General features: G+C 39.0%; 17 protein-coding genes. 5 read left to right on the plus strand and 12 right to left on the minus strand.

The features are described from left to right. The first annotated feature begins 119 nt into the window (after positions 1-119). Together mobA and mobB are read left to right on the plus strand one after the other, a co-directional pair. Positions 120-704, plus strand: coding sequence for a molybdenum cofactor guanylyltransferase MobA (gene mobA, locus ACYUCW_RS11690; RefSeq protein WP_049257554.1), 585 nt, complete (start codon positions 120-122; stop codon positions 702-704). A gap of 11 nt (positions 705-715) precedes the next feature. Then, complete coding sequence (gene mobB, locus ACYUCW_RS11695) at positions 716-1,234, plus strand: molybdopterin-guanine dinucleotide biosynthesis protein MobB (protein ID WP_004246857.1); 519 nt, start codon at positions 716-718, stop codon at positions 1,232-1,234. Between the two features lie 86 nt (positions 1,235-1,320). Here mobB and ACYUCW_RS11700 read toward each other — a convergent pair whose 3' ends face one another. The 4 genes from ACYUCW_RS11700 to ACYUCW_RS11715 form a co-directional block, all read right to left on the minus strand. Continuing rightward, positions 1,321-1,818, minus strand: a complete 498-nt coding sequence (locus tag ACYUCW_RS11700; RefSeq protein ID WP_460408647.1) for a RidA family protein — start codon at positions 1,816-1,818, stop codon at positions 1,321-1,323. A 40-nt stretch (positions 1,819-1,858) separates the two neighbouring features. Then, on the minus strand, positions 1,859-3,280 hold the full coding sequence (locus ACYUCW_RS11705; protein ID WP_004246855.1) for an NAD(P)/FAD-dependent oxidoreductase: 1,422 nt from the start codon (positions 3,278-3,280) through the stop codon (positions 1,859-1,861). A gap of 413 nt (positions 3,281-3,693) precedes the next feature. Further along, positions 3,694-5,046, minus strand: a complete 1,353-nt coding sequence (gorA, locus tag ACYUCW_RS11710) for a glutathione-disulfide reductase (protein ID WP_004246853.1) — start codon at positions 5,044-5,046, stop codon at positions 3,694-3,696. Between the two features lie 145 nt (positions 5,047-5,191). Next, on the minus strand, positions 5,192-6,034 hold the full coding sequence (locus tag ACYUCW_RS11715; RefSeq protein WP_004246852.1) for a 23S rRNA (adenine(2030)-N(6))-methyltransferase RlmJ: 843 nt from the start codon (positions 6,032-6,034) through the stop codon (positions 5,192-5,194). 180 nt (positions 6,035-6,214) lie between these two features. On the opposite strand from ACYUCW_RS11715, the gene ACYUCW_RS11720 reads away from it, so the two are divergent. The 3 genes from ACYUCW_RS11720 (at position 6,215) to ACYUCW_RS11730 (ending at position 8,192) form a co-directional block, all read left to right on the plus strand. Further along, positions 6,215-6,607 carry a DUF1090 domain-containing protein gene (locus ACYUCW_RS11720; protein ID WP_004246851.1) on the plus strand — a complete coding sequence of 131 codons (393 nt, stop codon included), beginning with the start codon at positions 6,215-6,217 and terminating at the stop codon, positions 6,605-6,607. 276 nt (positions 6,608-6,883) lie between these two features. Then, the gene (yhjD, locus tag ACYUCW_RS11725) at positions 6,884-7,906 is read left to right on the plus strand and encodes an inner membrane protein YhjD (protein ID WP_004246850.1); all 1,023 of its coding nucleotides are present in this window, start codon (positions 6,884-6,886) and stop codon (positions 7,904-7,906) included. A gap of 79 nt (positions 7,907-7,985) precedes the next feature. Next, positions 7,986-8,192 carry a 2-hydroxymuconate tautomerase family protein gene (locus tag ACYUCW_RS11730; protein WP_004250070.1) on the plus strand — a complete coding sequence of 69 codons (207 nt, stop codon included), beginning with the start codon at positions 7,986-7,988 and terminating at the stop codon, positions 8,190-8,192. A gap of 92 nt (positions 8,193-8,284) precedes the next feature. Here the strand turns inward: ACYUCW_RS11730 and ACYUCW_RS11735 are convergent, their stop codons facing one another. The 8 genes from ACYUCW_RS11735 to dppA all read right to left on the minus strand — a co-directional run bounded on the left by ACYUCW_RS11735 (position 8,285) and on the right by dppA (position 18,433). Beyond that, complete coding sequence (locus ACYUCW_RS11735; RefSeq protein WP_223293380.1) at positions 8,285-9,757, minus strand: M16 family metallopeptidase; 1,473 nt, start codon at positions 9,755-9,757, stop codon at positions 8,285-8,287. Between the two features lie 212 nt (positions 9,758-9,969). Beyond that, the gene (locus ACYUCW_RS11740) at positions 9,970-10,680 is read right to left on the minus strand and encodes a HAMP domain-containing protein (protein WP_004246847.1); all 711 of its coding nucleotides are present in this window, start codon (positions 10,678-10,680) and stop codon (positions 9,970-9,972) included. A gap of 232 nt (positions 10,681-10,912) precedes the next feature. After that, positions 10,913-12,607: a two-partner secretion domain-containing protein gene (locus tag ACYUCW_RS11745; RefSeq protein ID WP_163748107.1), complete on the minus strand. Its 1,695-nt coding sequence runs from the start codon at positions 12,605-12,607 to the stop codon at positions 10,913-10,915. Positions 12,608-12,733: 126 nt separating this feature from the next. Next, positions 12,734-13,735, minus strand: coding sequence for a dipeptide ABC transporter ATP-binding subunit DppF (gene dppF, locus ACYUCW_RS11750; protein WP_004249101.1), 1,002 nt, complete (start codon positions 13,733-13,735; stop codon positions 12,734-12,736). Further along, complete coding sequence (dppD, locus tag ACYUCW_RS11755) at positions 13,728-14,711, minus strand: dipeptide ABC transporter ATP-binding protein (protein ID WP_004246844.1); 984 nt, start codon at positions 14,709-14,711, stop codon at positions 13,728-13,730. Before dppD ends, dppF begins: the two co-directional genes overlap by 8 nt. A gap of 12 nt (positions 14,712-14,723) precedes the next feature. Next, entirely contained in the window at positions 14,724-15,626 is a 903-nt protein-coding gene (gene dppC / locus ACYUCW_RS11760; RefSeq protein WP_004249100.1) for a dipeptide ABC transporter permease DppC, read from the minus strand. 10 nt (positions 15,627-15,636) lie between these two features. Next, entirely contained in the window at positions 15,637-16,656 is a 1,020-nt protein-coding gene (gene dppB, locus ACYUCW_RS11765) for a dipeptide ABC transporter permease DppB (RefSeq protein WP_004246841.1), read from the minus strand. A 169-nt stretch (positions 16,657-16,825) separates the two neighbouring features. Further along, on the minus strand, positions 16,826-18,433 hold the full coding sequence (gene dppA, locus ACYUCW_RS11770; protein ID WP_460408650.1) for a dipeptide ABC transporter periplasmic-binding protein DppA: 1,608 nt from the start codon (positions 18,431-18,433) through the stop codon (positions 16,826-16,828). Positions 18,434-18,518 lie beyond the last annotated feature (85 nt).

An 18,518-nucleotide genomic window follows, 5' to 3' on the forward strand; every position in this document is an offset into this window, starting at 1 on the left:
AAAAAATTGCTGTTGCTTTACATGTAACCAGAATAAGTTCGTGCTTTCTATTACTATATCGTCTTTACTTGATAAGTATTGTTCGCAATTTTTCGCAAACTCATTCACAAATATTGACTATGAAAAACCAGAATATCACAGGCGGTATACTCGCCGGTGGCCAAGCTACTAGAATGGGAGGCGCTGATAAAGGGCTTCAACTCTTACATGGGCTACCTTTATACCTCCATATTGCCCAAAAGTTATCACCACAGGTTGCCTCTATTCTGATTAGTGCAAACCGTAATCTGGAACGCTATCGCCAAAGCCAGTATCCTGTTATCACCGATGAAACCAGTGATTTTTCCGGTCCTTTAGCTGGAATGCTGGCATTATTAAAACAAGCTCAAACCCCTTGGGTTGTGTTTGTTCCTTGTGATGTCCCCTATTTTCCTAGCAACTTGGTTGAAACGCTCTATCGTCACAAAGGGGATGCCTTAGCCGTCTATGCCGACGATGGGCAGCGAGAGCATCCAACACTGGCACTGTTAAATCGTTGTCTTATTCCAACACTTGAGGCTTATCTCGCTCAAGGTGACCGTAAATTAATGCTATTTATGCGCCAAATCGCCGCTAAACCGGTTTTATTTGCTAATCAGGCCACAGCCTTTATTAATTTAAACACACCTGAAGATATAGCAAACGCCAATCACATAGCAAAATAGGAGCTCATAAGATGACACAAAATCAGTTACCGCTGTTAGGGATCACCGCTTGGAGTGGTACAGGTAAAACAACCTTACTAAAAAAACTTATTCCTTTGTTGCGTAACAGAAATATTCGGGTTGGTATGATAAAACATACCCATCATGATATGGATGTCGATAAACCAGGCAAAGACAGCTATGAACTTAGAAAAGCCGGAGCCGAACAAACATTAGTCGCTAGTCAACAACGTTGGGCATTAATGACCGAAACCCCTGATTTAGCTGAGCTGGATTTGTACTATCTCGCTTCTCGTTTTGATGCAAGTAAACTCGATATGATTTTAGTGGAAGGTTTCAAAACAGAGGCTATCCCTAAAATTGCACTTTACCGCCATATCAATGAGCGAAGTGTTAATGAGTTACTGGATGAACATGTGATTGCACTAGCTAGTGATAGTGATTTAGACACATCCCTCCCACTGCTAGATATTAATTCGCCAGAAGCTATTGCTGATTTTATTATTCAGTGGCTAACGGAAAAAAAATAGCCATAAAAAACGCTAAAGAAAGTTGCCCTTCTCTAGCGTTTTATAAAATTGGTTTACCTTAAAATAAGGTAAAATACAGGGTGTCTTTATTTAGCAGGACGAACTACAATCACTTCAATTTCTACACGCCATGCTGGATTAGCCAACTTAGCCACTTGGAATGCTGAACGTGCTGGTAATTGATTGGTTTTTGAAGCGTCATAGAACTTAGAATAACCGTTCATAAAGCCTTTAAAATCCATAGTGCCGTTATTCTCTTCACCACCAACTAAGAATACTTGCATCTTAACCACGTCTTTCATATCAAGACCAAGGTTATTCAGGTTAGTTTTGATTTGTTCTAAAACATTAATAGTTTGCTCTTCGGTATTACCGTAAGAAGCTAATTCACCTTCTGGTGCATCTGCGGATTTCTTAGTAGGCACTTTACCACTTAAGAAAACCAGATTATTACCTGCGTTAATTTCAACTGCTTCTGAAATAGGCATACCGTCTAATTTATGATGCACAACATTCTCCGCTGCATTTGCACTTGCTACACCGAACACGAAAGGTAAAGCAACAAGTAGACTTTTATAGCGCATGAAAACTCCTTAATGTGTTTAATTACAGTAAAACAAGGGTTTACTTCTTAAAACGATCCAAACTAAACGGCGTTGGATCAATAACAGGTTTCTTGCCCATGACAATATCAGCGGTCACTTCACCCGCTGCTGGGCCTTCTGTCATACCCCACACTGTTGCCGTGTTAATCACTAAGCCTGGGTATTCTTTGACCTCAGAAATGATAGGTAATTCATCAAATGTTGGACTCACAACAGCACCCCAACGTTCAACAACTTCTGATTTTTCAAATACTGGGAATTCTGTTTTCATTCTTTGGAAAACAGCATCTAAGTGTTGCGTATTTTGTGTTGCCGTGGCAACTCGGAATTGTTCGAATGGTGTTTTTTCATCTAAATTCCAAGAGGTCGGCATTTTAAATGAATTAAATAGATCTTCACCAATAGAGAATTCCAACGGTAACTCTCCGCCACCTAATAAGTGCATAAATTTAGGCCCTAGCAGGAAGCTATCTTTGACTATTGAACTCGTAAAGATACGTGGTGCAACAGCATAAGTACCATCCGCTTGTTCGCGGAAATGAATACCATTAGGTAAATGCACATTACCACGTGGTGCACCAGGAACCCCTGAGACACGTTGTTGTGATAGATATACATTGAGCGTTGGGATATCAATACCCATATTGCCCATAAATAAACGCGACCAGATACCCCCAGCGAGTACAACTTGAGACGTTTTAATCGCCCCTTTCTCACTCACCACATCAGAGATTTTACCACCCGCAGTTTCAATACCTCTTACTGCACAGTTGGTATAAATTTTCACACCGATTTGTTTGGCATAACGAGCGAGTGCAGGTGTGCCTGTTTCAGGATCAACAGAGCCTGAATCTTCTTCAAATGCAGCAACAGTCCATGGCGTTTGAGCACCGACTAAGCGATTTGATAGCTCTTCACCTTTAATGATGCGAGTATTTAATGGTGTATCAAAACCTGCCGCTTCTTTAGCTGTTTTGATCCACGCTTGAGCTTTATCTAATGCTTTTTCATCCGCCAGCGCTTCTACACGACCTTGAGTACGATAACTGGTATCTGCACCAATTTTCTCATTCATGCCACGCCATAATATTTTCCCATAATGGTGTAATGGGAAGATTTCTGGTGATGTTTGGTAACTAATAATTTGGCTGTATGCACGGCCTGATTGCTCACCGGCAATCTGACCCTTTTCTAAGATAGTGACACTCATACCACGTTCAGCAAGGTTAATAGCGGTCATGATCCCCTGAATACCGGCACCAATAATCACTACATCTGCTTCTTTAGGAAGAGCCCCTTGCGTACCTTCAACAAATGATGCTCTAGATTTAGCTTCCACAAATTTGCCGTCACGGCGAACCATTGGAACTAAAGCCGCACCACCTGCTAAAACGCCCGCAGCACCAACACCTAAAAGTAGCTTTCTCCTTGAAATGTTCATCTTTTACCTCAGTAATAGTCTTACTATTTATATTGTTATTAGATTATTTTTTAGAGGCTTTATAATATCATGTTTTATTATAATGTTAATGAATATAATAATTTGTTAATAATACTAATAAGACATAATACCATTAGAAACATTATGGTTACTTATAAAAAAAAACCTATTGATAATAAAGTGGAACAAAAGAGTCGAAATAAGTATTAACTTGAATTAAAAGGAAAAGTATGTCTTAGATGGAGGTATTGATAAGAAAGGGCATAAATATTTTATTAACATTTAACGACTGATGTTGTATTTAAAGCGACCATTTATGCAGATAAAATAAATAGACTCGATAGCACGATTAGCTAAAATAAAAAGCGAATACCACTATAGTAGTACTCGCTTTTTAATTAAATGTGAAAAAATTAACGCATTGTCACAAATTCTTCCGCCGCCGTTGGGTGGATAGCAACAGTATCATCAAAATCTTTCTTCGTGGCACCCATTTTTAATGCCACTGCAAAACCTTGCAACATTTCATCCATGCCAAAACCAATACCGTGGATACCGACAATTTTTTCTTCAGCACCCACACAGACTAATTTCATCCGACAAGGCTGACGATGGCGTGTCACTGCACTATACATGGCAGTAAAAGAAGATTTATAGACTTTCACTTGCTCAGCGCCATATTGCTCAATAGCTTGAGGTTCCGTTAAACCCACAGTACCAATAGCTGGGTGACTAAATACCACTGTTGGAATATTGGTATAATCTAAATGTTCATTAGGTTTATTATTAAATAATCGCTCTGATAAACGACGTCCAGCGGCTACCGCAACAGGGGTTAATTCTACCGCACCTGTGTTATCACCTACGGCATAAATACCGGGCACATTGGTATTTTGGAATTTATCAACCTGAATATACCCTTTTTCATTTAGCTTAACACCCGTAGCCGCTAAATTGATATTATCTGTAGCAGGTTCACGACCAATCGCCCAAATTAAAGTATCTACCGTCTGCTCTAAGCCATTTTCAAGTTGTAACGTTAAGCTACCGTCGGCATTTTTAACCACAGCTTTAGGAACTGCATGGGTGTGTAATTTAGGCCCTTCCGCTTCCATTACTTCCACCAGCGTATCGACGATTAGTGGATCAAAACTACGTAATGGTGCATGTTTACGCACAAATAAGTGTGTTTCACTCCCTAACGCATTTAATACACCCGCTAATTCAACAGCAATATAGCCGGCACCCACAACAGCAACACGTTTTGGTAATGCGCTAAGTTCGAAGAAACCATCAGAGTTAATACCATATTCAGCCCCTGGAATGTTTGGCTGAATAGGACGGCCTCCCGTGGCAATAAGTATATTATCTGCGGTAATTTTTTCACCGTTTACTTCAATAGTATGCGCATCAACAAAACGGGCAAAGCCTTGGATAACATCAACTTTATTATTACCTAATACACGTTCATAAGATTGGTGGATACGATCAATATAAGCAGTACGGCTACTGATTAATGTATCCCAATCAAAACGGTTTACTGTAGTATCAAAACCATAATCAGGACCGTATTGATGAATTGCTTCGGCAATTTGCGCAGCATGCCACATCACTTTTTTCGGGACACAACCGACATTAACGCAAGTGCCACCTAGCGCTTTCGCTTCAATTAATGCACATTTTTGGCCATACATAGCCGCTCTATTGATTGATGCGATGCCACCACTACCGCCACCGATGGCGATATAATCGTAATGTTTGCTCATAATTGATCTAATCCATTTATCTGTAGAAAAATAGGTACCTAACAGGCTAATTCTTTCATGTAATAAAGTCTATTATGACAAATTTTATTACTTAGCAGGTTAGGTTTTCGCTTTTACAGTAATAGGTAAAACAGTAATAAATGACTTATTCTGGTACAACCCATTCAACTAATGTGTGTCCAGTACCTTCAGGAACCAAGGTTTTATGTAGCCAAGGCAAGATAGACGCCATTTGTGATGCCAATTTCCAAGGTGGGTTAATAACAATCATACCTGATGCTGTCATACCTAGTTGATCACTATCTGGTTTCACTGCCAACTCAATTTGCAGAATTTTACGAATACCGGTGGCCTCTAGCTCTTTTAGCATCCGTTTAATTTGTTGGCGATGCACAACAGGATACCAAATTGCATAGGTCCCGGTGGCGAAACGTTTATAGCCTTCCACAATGCCTTTAACAACCGCACTATAATCTTGTTTAAGTTCATAAGGTGGATCAATTAAAGCAAACCCACGACGACTGGCGGGAGGGAGTTTTGATTTTAATTGTCCAAAGCCATCTTCCCGACACACTCTCACACGTTTATCGCGGGAAAATTCCGTACGTAATAAAGGGAAATCGGTGGGGTGTAATTCAGTTAGCATTAACAGATCTTGCTCACGCAGTAATTTAGCAGCCAATAAAGGAGAGCCGGGATAATAACGTAACTCATCAGATGTATTTAACGAACCGACCGCCTCCAAATAAGGCAAGATAAGTTCAGGCACCTCTTCTTGTTGCCATAAGCGTGCAATGCCTTCTAAGTATTCTCCCGTGCGAGTCGCATGTGCATTGGTGAGCTGATAACGTCCAGCGCCAGCATGAGTATCCAAATAAAGAAACGGTTTTTCTTTCTCTTTTAAAGACTCAATAATCAGGGTTTGAACAATATGTTTTAATACATCGGCGTGGTTGCCAGCGTGGAAACTATGACGATAGCTCAGCATTCTTTATCTTCCGTTAGAAATGGGCATAGCAAAGTAATTAACTTACTCTGAAAAGAGTGAATAAGCTAAGTGTATCAGAAAAAGCTGAACTTCTTTATTGAAAGAAAAAGAAACATTGAGTCTTGGCAGGCAGAGGTTATGATAAATCAATATTTAACTTAAGTCAGATAAAGGAATAGAATGAAAAAATATATTTTTACTGCAATTATTCTTAGTTTAACAGCTAGTTATGCATCAGCAGAAACAGCGGTTAATGGTTGTGACATCAAAAAACAGAATATTCAACGACAAATCGACTATGCCAAAATGCATGGTAATCAATATCGAGTACAAGGCTTAGAGCGAGCACTTAATAAAGTAGAACGTTATTGCACTCCAGAAAAGGTTGTTGAAGATACCCGCCTAGAATTACGTGAAAAACAACTGGAAGTGAAAGAGCGTGAATTAGAATTAAAAGAAGCGCAACTTAAGGGAGAGCGCGATAAAATTACAAAAAGAGAAGATAAACTTGCGCAAGCAAAAGCTGAGTTGAAAGCAGCTGAAGAAGAGTTAGAGCTACTCACAAAAAAATAATGCCCCGTAAATTCCCATTATGTTAAGCCATATAATGGGAATTATTATTCATTCGAACTACCTGCTAATCATAGGTTTGCTTAGATAAAAAGCGCATAACTGTTAAAAATATCATCATACTTAAGCCAAAGCAGACAACTCTGCTACCCTAATAGATAGCTAATGATAATAAGCATTAAGTTATGTAATAGGCATAACCTTATGCTATTTTTCAATAATCATTATCATAATAGTACTCAATTCTTAAGAATGGACTGATTTAATTAAAGAGGATATATGTCAGAAGAGACACAGAAAAAGGCATCCAATAAAAACACTCAACTGACTCAGCCCATTAAGCATGGGTTAGAAAAAGGGCTTCACGGTGGAAAAAAAGCCATTGGTATTGGTATAAAATTCACTAATTTTGTTACCAACATTCCCTTTATTGCTCACCTTATTCGAGCGGCAGAGCGTTTTACTGACCGAATGGGAAACCAGTTTGGTGCGGCTATCACTTACTTCTCATTTTTATCATTAATTCCTGTACTAATGCTCTCTTTTGCTTGTGCGGGTTTTATTTTAGCTTCAAACCCTGATTTGTTGGCCAAATTAATTACGGGAGTTGCCAATAGTATTGATGATCCAACTTTAGCCTCAACCGTTCAACAAAGTATTGATACTGCGGTTCGTCAACGTACAACCGTAGGTTTAACAGGGTTAGCCATCGCCTTGTATTCTGGTGTTAACTGGGTCGGGAACTTACGCCAAGCCATTTTGGCTCAGTCTCGCCCGATATGGGAACGCAACAAAGAGGATCAAGAAAAAATTTACTTTCGTTATTTTCGCGATTTTTTAGCCCTTATCGGTTTACTTGTTGCACTTGTTATCACTATTACACTAACCTCCGTTGCTGGCTCCGCACAAAAATTGATTGTGCATACATTAGGTTTAGATGGTATTGAATGGCTCACACCTGCTTGGACAACCATTGGTTTAACTATCTCTATTAGTGCCAATTATCTGTTATTTTTGTGGATATTGTGGATCTTACCTCGTCACCAACCTAAACGTATCTCATTATTAAAAGGAACGCTTATCGCCGCAATTGGCTTTGAGATCTTAAAGTCGGTGATGACATGGTTATTACCTAGATTAGCCAGTTCACCTTCTGGTGCAGCTTTTGGCTCTGTGATTGGTTTAATGGCTTTCTTCTACTTTTTTGCACGACTAACACTCTTTTGTGCCGCTTGGATTGCAACAGATGGACCTAATATGCGCAAAGAAAAACACAAGAGTGAAACGCAATCTATCACCTAAAATTGTAACCTCACGAGATAGGGTTAATTCCCTGCATTAACCACCTATCAATAATGTAAAACGTAATAAGGAAAAATAAATGCCATACGTTAATATTAAAATTACCCGCGAAGGTGCAACAGCAGAACAAAAAGAACAATTAATTACTGGGGCAACACAGCTTTTAGTGGATGTGTTAGGCAAAAATCCTGCGACAACTGTCGTCGTTATCGATGAAGTTGATACAGATAACTGGGGGATAGGTGGTAAAACAGTAACCGATTTACGTGCCAGTGCAAAAAAATAAGCTAGCGGTTTAACATATAACGATAAAAAAGCTGAAAATAGCGTTAGGCTATTTCCAGCTTTTATTTATTAAGTTAATGCCGTACTACTTATCTATTTTGTCTGTTGTGCATCTGCCTGCACCGAAGCTTTTTCACCAGTAGTTAACGATGTTTTAGCCGTGTTTGAGCTATTCGCTGTTTCTGGGTGAACTTGCTTTTCAAATTGCACACGCAATTCACCCAAGTTTACCGTTGGCGTCTCGCTACTTTGCGTTAATACAAAAGTGATATCCTCAGATAGAATTCTCGATAACTCTTGATTTAACATCTCTTTCGTTAAACCCGCTAAAAATGCTTGGCGTAAACGCTGATATTGCTCTGGTGGAATATCAATAATATTGCTTTGCTGAGACAATAAACGCTGATTAATTAAGATAGAAGTACTTGTTTTGGCATAACGCGCAAACAATTGAGTGAGTTGAATTTGCTTTTCTTGAAGTAAATCTTGATACAATTCATCACTGACACCTTGATTACGTAATTCGCCAAGCTCTTCCCCCACCCAAGTGGCAAGTGCAGGAATATTTGCCGTTGCTGTATCAACATTTAACGAGCAACTGGCTCGTTGATATTGCACTCGACAATCGATATTCACTTGCGTACTTTCTTTTTCTTTACGCTGTTCGAGACTACGACCTAAGTGCACAAAAATCACTTCACGCGCTAAATCACTTAACCAATAACGGCTCAGTGTGTCAGAATCTTTCACTGGTGACCAATCTAGATCCCAAATAAGAGAGATTTGGTCATTTTTTCGCATGGGTTCTTGCACATACAATGTTTCTGGTTTCATATCGGCAAGAACAGGCACAGGCACAGGTGTCACGCGTTTTCCTTCAAGAGAAGAAAATGCCTGATTAATACTTTCGGTTAAGATACGATTATCAACATTACCGGCAATATATAACGTCATCATATCTGGGGTATACCAACGCTGTTGATAATCTGATAACTCTTTTGTATTTACCGAATGATTAACCGGTTTACCTGGATTATGGCCTTTTAGATTTGAGCCTTCTAGACGTGAACGCCAGATAGGATCATCAATATTAGCGGGAAAAGTCACCACCGGAAGCGGTGATTGAATCGCATTTCGAACCGCATCTTCTGTATATTGTGCCGGTTTTGCTATGCCCGCCAATAATGCAAAGGCATCTTTTAATAATTCAGGCTGGTTATTAGGCAAGCTTAAGTTATAAACCGTAAAGTCATAAGAGACGATCATCGGTGGCAATGGATAATCAGGATCGAATGCATTTTTCCAAAGATTATCGCGTTTTTCTGGTGTTAATCCGGTGTTTTCTAACACATTCAGTTTTGACACCAGAGATGAAAACCCTGTTTCACTGCGCTTTTCTGATAAAGAGCCCGTATTCACTAATAAGCGAATTTGGATCCTATCATTTGGGCGTTGTGGTGTTTGTAAAATTTGCCATTGGAAACCATTTGCGAGTCGCCCTTCTTGCCAAGCAGGATCAGGCTGCAGTGCTTCAGCTTGAACCTGACAAATAGCAGCGCTGAACATAACGCTTCCCAATAAAATTCGTGTCATTGCACCCTGCATGTGAACCTCTGTTTTATTAATCCTTGGTATTAAACCACTTATGAGGTTTAACAATAAATGCCGGAAGACATGTTAGATGTAAAATGTCTGTATGTTGCGTTGTCATCTTTATCACCACAGAACGCTAAAATAAAATCACTCACGTGATTAGAGTCATAGTGGTGTAAGAAGGTTCAGATATCTGACTCTTTTTGATCAGATTTTTGTTGATTATATCCTTTAATCAGCAAACCAATCTCATCATCACGATGAGATTCTGAACACGACAACATCGAAACCTGATTACTTTTATTAAGAGTCACAGCAATGTGGCGCAACGGTTTTACCATAATACGATTAATACACCAGCTAATTGCAATAGTGAGGATAAGACCCATTAATAAATAAGTCGTCAACATCAGTGCGACAGTATTACTCGCAAAACGATAAAAACGGTTAGTATCTGCCTGTAAAATAAGATGACTGGTATAGGCTTTATCGTCAGCGGAGGTAATACCTAAAGGCTGTAAAGGGATAGTCACTTCAACAGGGATGCCAAACAGCCAACGTGAAAATTGAGAAACTGATTTTTTCGGTGCAAAATCTAAGTTCATCACCTGAACATTTTCGGGTTGTGTCACAATCGCTTTACCCAGTATCCCGGTCGTTTTTAAACTAATGATCAGTTGTTTGGCATCATTTAAATCTGAACGCAATAGCGCATCAGCTAGCGGTTGTTGTATACTGACTGCCGCATTAAATAGCTGATTTTGATAATCTTCTCGGCGTTGATCAATCAAATAAACAAGCTGAATACTAATAAAAATAGCAATAGTCACCAACGTGACACCTGCAACAGCTGCCATCTGTTTGATTGTTAGTGAACGTTTGAGATGAGGTTTCATCAGTGCTATTTCCAGTAACCATGCTTGAACAACGGTGATTATACTGTATTTTTTCGATTATGTATCACAATCAATAAAGAAAAAACACACGAAAGCCTGCATCTCTACTCAGGTTAAAATCAATAAAAAGAATTATCTGGCTATAAACACAAATAGCCAGATAATATTCATCTTTTTTAGATGATAATTTTATTACTCTTTTAATTGTTATTATTAAATATCATCATTTAAATTATTTAGTTTTATGTGGGTTAATATCGAAAATAACCTTGTCATTCTCCGTTATCTTGCTAGCGAACTTAAATAAGCTATATTCATTAATTAAAGAAGTTTTAAACTGACCTTTAATATTAATTTCATTATCAGCTATCAAATCTATATAAGTTTTGCTTAATCCATCATATGAAAGAGTTTCTTTAAATTTAACATCTGTTATATTTATGTTATCTCCATGTGCAAAAATTTGACCAAAACCAAGCATAGATAGTTTATTTAAATTAATATCATTAAGCTTATTTTTATCTAAGCTATTATCGTCGTTACCATCTCCTATCGGGATATTTCGATAACCTAAAAATCTGATACTGCTATTTCTCAGCGCAAATCTACCCGAGTAATTATTATCTTGATGGGCATTAAATGAGACACCAGAATTTCTGACATAAGAAATTGTTTTATCAATATCAACATTAATATTTCTCCCATTAAATAAAACTTCGCTATTTATAATAGCTAGTTTACCTTTAAAGTTAATATTGTCACTTTCTATATATTGAAGTGCTGATCCTATTTCTTTACCCTCAGCCTCCAACTTTCTTTTTTCTGCTTGTTTAGCTTCATCGATTTTAAGAACAGCACTCTGGATCTTGTTATATTCTGCTTGCTGTTGATCAGCAACTCTCCTAGCTTCAGTAGCTAGTTCTCTTATTTTCTTTAGTCTATTTTTATGTATATTATGAGGCTCTAACTCCATTATTTTTTCTTCTAATGCCTCTAATTCTAATGCTATTTCAGCTGATTTTTTTGCATCTATTTCAAGAAAATATAACTTCATAGATGCTAACATGAACATTAGATCTACTTCATTATATGCTCTAAATTCATTTTTTTTATTAATAATTCCGAATACTGATTTTTCATTAGCATTAATTTCTTTATTACGAATGATATTGATTTTTTTAGTGATTAGATCCCCATCAAGATTAAAAATGCCACCTTGTAGAGAGAAAAGATCTGTTTTTAATGAACTATTTTCTAAAATAGAGAGACCTTCTTGGTTATCTTTAGATAGCTCTTTTCCTTGGTCACCTTTCCAATCATAATCAACAAAACTAACCGTTTCATAGCCATTGATCACATTAAAAACTGGGATTTTATTTTTACCCAATATATTAATACGATTAGAAAAAACATTGATTGTTTGTTTTTCATTGAAATTATTAACATTCTTTAGATTAACATAACCATCTGATAAGTAAATTTTTTTGCCTGTAATACTATCTAACTTCCCTGAAATTAACATCACCTTATCTGAACCTGAAAATTGACATCCGTAGCAATCAATTCCATTTGGATTGGCGATAATCAATTCTGCATCTTGTCCTAAAACAGAGATTTTACCCTCTAATGAACTCGTTTTTTTTGAAGTCACTTCGTTAAGAATAACTTTTGCTTTTGCCTCGCTATTATCAATATTAACGCCTTCTTTTCCAACATTAAATTGTTCAAAATAGTTAACTGATAAATTCATATCGTTTGCTTTGTTGATAGAAATAGTTTCTGAACCATCTCCATTCTTGCTCACTGTTGTGTTTGCAGATTTTCCTGCATCTACAATAACGTTATTGGCTACTGCACTATTATGTATAAAAGCAAATGAAATAGAGATAACTAGAAGATTTAATGATGGCAATTTTTTATAAAACATAACGTCCCTTTTATTTAGTAAATTTAAAGGGAGACTAAATAATAAGAAACGCTAGTCATATAAAAATAAGAACAACACATAATATCATTGTTCTTATTTTATAAACCAAATTTATCAATCTATTGATTAAAACTCGCCGTGATCTTGCTCTACGGCAAAACAAGCAATCAACTGCCCATGATACTCTTTTAAAGTCGGTTGTAATTGTGTACACATTCCAAATGCGCGCCGACAACGAGCAGCAAAAGCACATCCTGGTGGTGGATTTAACGGACTAGGTAATTCACCCGTTAATTTAATTCTCTCTCGCCTTAATGTCGGTGTTAATCTTGGAGTTGCCGATAATAACGCTTGGGTGTAAGGATGTTGTGGGTTTTCAAATATCTGTGTTTTAGTGCCCTTTTCAACACAGCGCCCTAAATACATCACCACCACTTCATCTGCAATATGTTCAACAACGGAAAGATCATGGGAAATAAAAACATAAGAAAGTCCCATCTCTTGCTGGAGATCCATCATTAAATTAAGCACCTGAGCTCGCACAGAAACGTCTAGGGCAGATACAGGCTCATCAGCAACCACAATATCAGGTTCAAGCATTAAACCACGGGCGATAGCAATACGTTGGCGTTGTCCTCCTGAAAACATATGCGGGTAACGACTATAGTGCTCAGCCTTTAAACCTACTTTCGCCATCATAGAAAGTACTTTTTCTTTACGATCTTGTGCACTTAACGTGGTATTAATTAATAGAGGCTCTTCTAATATTTGCCCCACTTTCTTACGTGGATTTAATGATCCATAAGGATTTTGAAAGACAATTTGGATCTTTTGGCGCCGTAATTTTTCCGCTGATTTATCTTTAACTAATAAATTTTGCCCTTGATATGAAAGCTCTCCTGAGGTTGGTACTTCAATCATCGTTAATAATCGACCTAAAGTAGACTTACCACAGCCAGACTCTCCAACCACGGCTAACGTTTTTCCTCGCTCGAGCTCAAAAGAGACGCCATCTAGTGCCTTAACGGTTTTTTCCTTCGTAAAAAGTCCACCTTTAACGCTGTAATATTTGGCAAGATTAACCGCTTTTAATAAAGGCACTGCAGTATTCGGATTAACATTAGCCATATGTTGGTCTCCCTGTATCATCCAATGGTGTATGACATTTCACTCGATGTTTACCTATCTCTTTCAATTCGGGCTCTATCTGAAAACAAGTATCCTGTGCATAGGGGCAACGAGGATTAAGTAAGCACCCCATAGGTCTATCATAACGTCCCGGAACCACGCCCGGTAATGACTCAAGCCGAGCTTTATCACTCGCAAATTCAGGTAATGCTTTTAATAAAGCTTGCGTATAAGGATGGCGAGGCGCTTTGAAAATTTCTGTTGCGAGGCCTGATTCAACAACTTGCCCTGCATACATCACAATAATGGTATCTGCAGCTTCTGCGACTAATGCCAAATCATGAGTAATTAACACTAACGCCATATTTTCTTGTTTTTGTAATTCAAGTAATAGCTCGATAATTTGCGCTTGAATGGTGACATCAAGAGCAGTAGTTGGCTCATCAGCAATCAATAATTTAGGTTGGCAAGCAATTGCCATCGCAATCATCACCCGTTGGCTCATTCCACCCGACAGTTGATGAGGATAAACATTTAAACGTGATGCGGGATCAGGAATACCCACCAGCGTTAATAGATCAATCGCCCGCTGTTTACGCGTACGATGACTTCCTCCTTGATGAACTTTGAGGGCCTCCATAATTTGATAACCGACCGTAAAACAAGGGTTAAGGCTTGTCATCGGATCTTGAAATATCATGGCAACCTCAGCACCAACCAAATCACGACGTTCAGATTCAGAAATTTGCATCAGATCACGTCCATCAAATTGCAAGGCTTGTGCTGATACTCGACCGGGAAAATCAATAAGCCCCATAATCGCTAATGAACTGACTGATTTCCCTGAGCCTGACTCGCCAACAATGCCCACTACTTGACCTTCTTCTACTTGATAACTGATCCGGTCTACCGCTTTAAACGGAGTATCTTCATCACCAAAGTGAACTGATAATTGATTTATATTTAATAACGCCATGCTCTTACTCCGTTACTGCTTTAATTTTGGATCGAGTGCATCTCGTAGACCGTCACCCATTAAGTTAAAGGCTAAAACCGTCAACAAAATAGCTAACCCCGGAAAAGTCACTACCCACCATGCACTTTGGGTAAATTGCAGTACATCAGATAACATGGTTCCCCATTCTGGTGTCGGTGGCTGTGCGCCCATTCCCAAAAAACCTAAGGCAGCCATATCTAAGATGGCATTAGAAAAACCTAAAGAGGCTTGCACAATTAAAGGAGCAAGGCAGTTAGGCAAGATATTGATAAACATTTGGCGTATAGAGCCTGCTCCCGCAACACGAGACGCCACAACATAATCACGGTTAATTTCTGTTAACACTGCCGCACGCGTCAGTCGAACATAATGAGGTAGGGCAACAAAGGTTAAAGCGATTGAAGCATTAATAATCGAAGGCCCAAAAATAGCCACTAACACTAATGCTAATAAAAGACTGGGTAATGCCAGCATAATATCAACTACGCGCATAATGGCGATATCAACGATGCCACCAAAATAGCCAGCCATTAAACCTAAAATAATGCCTAAAATCAGCGAAAGTATAACGACAATGCAACCAACGAGTAATGAAAGGCGCGCACCATACATTAAGCGAGAGAGAATATCCCGCCCAACATCATCAGTACCTAAAATAAAACTCCAGCTTCCTCCTTCTTGCCATACAGGGGGCGTTAGAAGAAATTCACGAAACTGCTCATTAGGTGCATGAGGCGCTAAAACGCCTGCAAGGGCAGCTATCAACAGCATAATGACAATATAAATTAAGCCAACAACCGCCCCTTTATTTTGTTTGAAATAGTGCCAAAACTCTTGAAAGGGGGTCATTGGCACCGGTGCACTAATGACCGGTGTTACGTTATTTTCAGCCATGATGCACTCCTTATTTCTTATGACGGATACGTGGGTTAACAATGCCATATAGCACATCCACTAATAGATTCACGAAAATGATCATAGTGGCAATGAGCAATACTCCCCCTTGAACAACAGGGTAGTCTCGACGTTGTAGAGCATCAATTAACCAGCGACCTAACCCCGGCCATGAAAAAATAGTTTCTGTCAGTATCGCTCCGGCTAGCATCGTACCAACTTGTAAACCAATCACCGTCACAACAGGTAACATTGCGTTACGTAATGCATGGATCAAAATCACTCGTGCACGACTTAATCCTTTTGCTCTGGCAGTGCGAATATAATCTTCTCCCAATACTTCCAACATTGCCGAACGCGTCATGCGCACAATAACCGCTAATGGAATAGTCCCAAGCACAATGGCCGGTAAAATAATATGGTGTAGCGCATCAAGAAAATCACCTTCTTCCCCCCAAAAGAGCGTATCAATCAACATAAATCCCGTTAGTGGATAGCTATCATCTAGAAAGACACTATCCGCCAACCGGCCTGATACAGGTGTTAGATCAAGCTTCACTGAAACGAGCATAATCAGCATGATCCCCCACCAGAAGATAGGCATAGAATATCCTGCAAGTGACACACTGATTGCCGTATGATCAAAAATAGAACCTCGTTTTACTGCCGCAAGCACCCCAACGGGAATGCCCACTGAAACAGCAAAAATCATGGCACAAATACCTAGCTCTAAGGTTGCTTTAAATCGTGGCAAAAATTCATCCCAGACAGGAATACGACTTTTTAGTGAAATACCTAAATCACCGTGCATAATGCCGTTAAGGTAATTTAAATATTGTTGCCATAGTGGTTTATCTAGTCCTAATTCCGCCATTAAATAAGCGTGACGCTCTGGTGATAATCCACGCTCTCCCGCCATAATCATGACCGGATCACCCGGAATAAGATGGACAAAAATAAAGGTTAATAACGTAATTCCGATAAACGTTGGGATCACGAGCCCCAAACGCTGAAGGATAAATTGCAGCATATCCTAATTCTCTTTTTACACATCAGCTAAAAGATAGCGCTGATAAATCAGGGGAAAGCCCCTGCGCTCACAGTGTACTGAATGTATTGATTATTATTGGATAGCGGTACTTCTCTAAACGCTCAGAGAAGTACCGTGGTAAAGATAACTCAGCTCGTTAATATCACGACTATTTTAGAGAGACATTATTAAAGTGGTGTTTACCTAATGGGTCGACCACATAGTTCTCTACTTTTTTACTGATTGGTTCATATACCGTGGAGTGAGCAATAATCAGTGCTGGCGCTTGGTCATGCATCACCACTTGAGCTTGCTTATATAACTCAACACGCTTATCGTGATCTGCCGTGATCCGCGCAGGCTGGATCAGATCTTCAAACGGCTTATAACACCATTTCGAGTAGTTAGAGCCTTGCTCTTTCGCAGCGCAACTAAACAGTGTGGCAAAAAAGTTATCAGGATCACCGTTATCTCCCGTCCAACCCATCATCACAGCTTGGTGTTCACCTGATTTAGCACGTTTCAGATATTCACCCCACTCATAACTGACGATCTTGGTTTTCACACCAATTTTTTCCCAGTCAGCTTGTACCATTTCAGCCATACGGCGAGCATTAGGGTTATATGGCCGTTGCACTGGCATCGCCCATAAATCGATAGTAAAGCCATCTGCAAGGCCGGCCTCTTTTAGCAATGCTTTGGCTTTTTCAGGGTTATATTCATAATCGACGATATCATCGTTATAACCCCACATTGTCGGTGGAATAAGATTCTTCGCTTTCTGACCTGCACCTTGATAGACAGCTTCAATAATGGCGTCTTTATTCACCGCCATACTTAATGCTTGGCGTACTTTTTGGTTATCGAGCGGTTTTTTCTCCACATTAAAAGAGATATACCCCACGTTTAATCCGGGTTGTTCAAGTAGCTGGATATCTTTATTTTGTTTCATCTTGGCGATATCAGCAGGATTTGGGTAAGGCATTGCCTGACATTCGTTCTTTTGTAATTTGGCATAACGAACTGAAGCATCTGGCGTAATAGAGAAAACTAAACGATCTATATCAGGTTTTTTCCCCCAATATTTATCATTCGCTTTATAAAGAATACGTGAGTCTTTTTGATATTGTTGCAGTTGGAAAGGTCCCGTACCAATAGGATTGAGATCCACTTTCTCAGGAGTCCCTGCTTTCATCATATTATCTGCATACTCGGCAGAAAGAATAGATGCGAAGTCCATTGCCATATCAGCCAAGAAAGGCGCTTCTGAACGGGTAAGTACAAAGCGAACCGTATTGTCATCCACTTTTTCGATCTTCTCGATCATATTATTCATATCCATCCCAGTGAAATATTCATAACTTCCACCAGAGACTTTATGATAAGGATGATTTGGATCCATTTGACGCATAAATGTATATATCACATCATCTGCGTTAAATTCACGAGTGGGCTTAAACTCTTTGTTGCTATGCCAACTAACCCCTTTACGTAAATGGAAAGTATACACCTTACCATCATCGCTCACTTCCCAACTTTCAGCTAAGCCGGGAGTAATTTCAGTGGTGCCGAGTTTAAACTCAACTAAGCGATCATAAAGCGGTACTGAGCTTGCGTCATAAGTCGTACCTGAGGTAAATAGTTGGGGGTTAAATCCTTCCGGTGAGCCTTCTGAACAGTACACTAATGTTTTCGCTTGCACACCCGCTGAAATAGCCAAAGCGAGTAAGCCGATTGTAGCGGTTAGCAACCCTGTCTGTTTTTTGGAGCCTCTCATCATTATTCTCCGTCATTATTCTGTTGTGTTTTTTGGTTTCCTGTTTAAAAACGGAATACCTTTTTATTTTGTCATTGTTCAATTA

This window comes from Proteus sp. MB838, from assembly GCF_054767435.1.

Excerpts from the sequence above, each read along its gene's own strand:
- mobA (WP_049257554.1), top strand. The coding sequence starts at position 120 with ATGAAAAACCAGAATATCACAGGCGGTATACTCGCCGGTGGCCAAGCT.
- mobB (WP_004246857.1), top strand. The coding sequence starts at position 716 with ATGACACAAAATCAGTTACCGCTGTTAGGGATCACCGCTTGGAGTGGT.
- ACYUCW_RS11700 (WP_460408647.1), bottom strand. The coding sequence starts at position 1,818 with ATGCGCTATAAAAGTCTACTTGTTGCTTTACCTTTCGTGTTCGGTGTA.
- ACYUCW_RS11705 (WP_004246855.1), bottom strand. The coding sequence starts at position 3,280 with ATGAACATTTCAAGGAGAAAGCTACTTTTAGGTGTTGGTGCTGCGGGC.
- gorA (WP_004246853.1), bottom strand. The coding sequence starts at position 5,046 with ATGAGCAAACATTACGATTATATCGCCATCGGTGGCGGTAGTGGTGGC.
- ACYUCW_RS11715 (WP_004246852.1), bottom strand. The coding sequence starts at position 6,034 with ATGCTGAGCTATCGTCATAGTTTCCACGCTGGCAACCACGCCGATGTA.
- ACYUCW_RS11720 (WP_004246851.1), top strand. The coding sequence starts at position 6,215 with ATGAAAAAATATATTTTTACTGCAATTATTCTTAGTTTAACAGCTAGT.
- yhjD (WP_004246850.1), top strand. The coding sequence starts at position 6,884 with ATGTCAGAAGAGACACAGAAAAAGGCATCCAATAAAAACACTCAACTG.
- ACYUCW_RS11730 (WP_004250070.1), top strand. The coding sequence starts at position 7,986 with ATGCCATACGTTAATATTAAAATTACCCGCGAAGGTGCAACAGCAGAA.
- ACYUCW_RS11735 (WP_223293380.1), bottom strand. The coding sequence starts at position 9,757 with ATGTTCAGCGCTGCTATTTGTCAGGTTCAAGCTGAAGCACTGCAGCCT.
- ACYUCW_RS11740 (WP_004246847.1), bottom strand. The coding sequence starts at position 10,680 with ATGAAACCTCATCTCAAACGTTCACTAACAATCAAACAGATGGCAGCT.
- ACYUCW_RS11745 (WP_163748107.1), bottom strand. The coding sequence starts at position 12,607 with ATGTTTTATAAAAAATTGCCATCATTAAATCTTCTAGTTATCTCTATT.
- dppF (WP_004249101.1), bottom strand. The coding sequence starts at position 13,735 with ATGGCTAATGTTAATCCGAATACTGCAGTGCCTTTATTAAAAGCGGTT.
- dppD (WP_004246844.1), bottom strand. The coding sequence starts at position 14,711 with ATGGCGTTATTAAATATAAATCAATTATCAGTTCACTTTGGTGATGAA.
- dppC (WP_004249100.1), bottom strand. The coding sequence starts at position 15,626 with ATGGCTGAAAATAACGTAACACCGGTCATTAGTGCACCGGTGCCAATG.
- dppB (WP_004246841.1), bottom strand. The coding sequence starts at position 16,656 with ATGCTGCAATTTATCCTTCAGCGTTTGGGGCTCGTGATCCCAACGTTT.
- dppA (WP_460408650.1), bottom strand. The coding sequence starts at position 18,433 with ATGAGAGGCTCCAAAAAACAGACAGGGTTGCTAACCGCTACAATCGGC.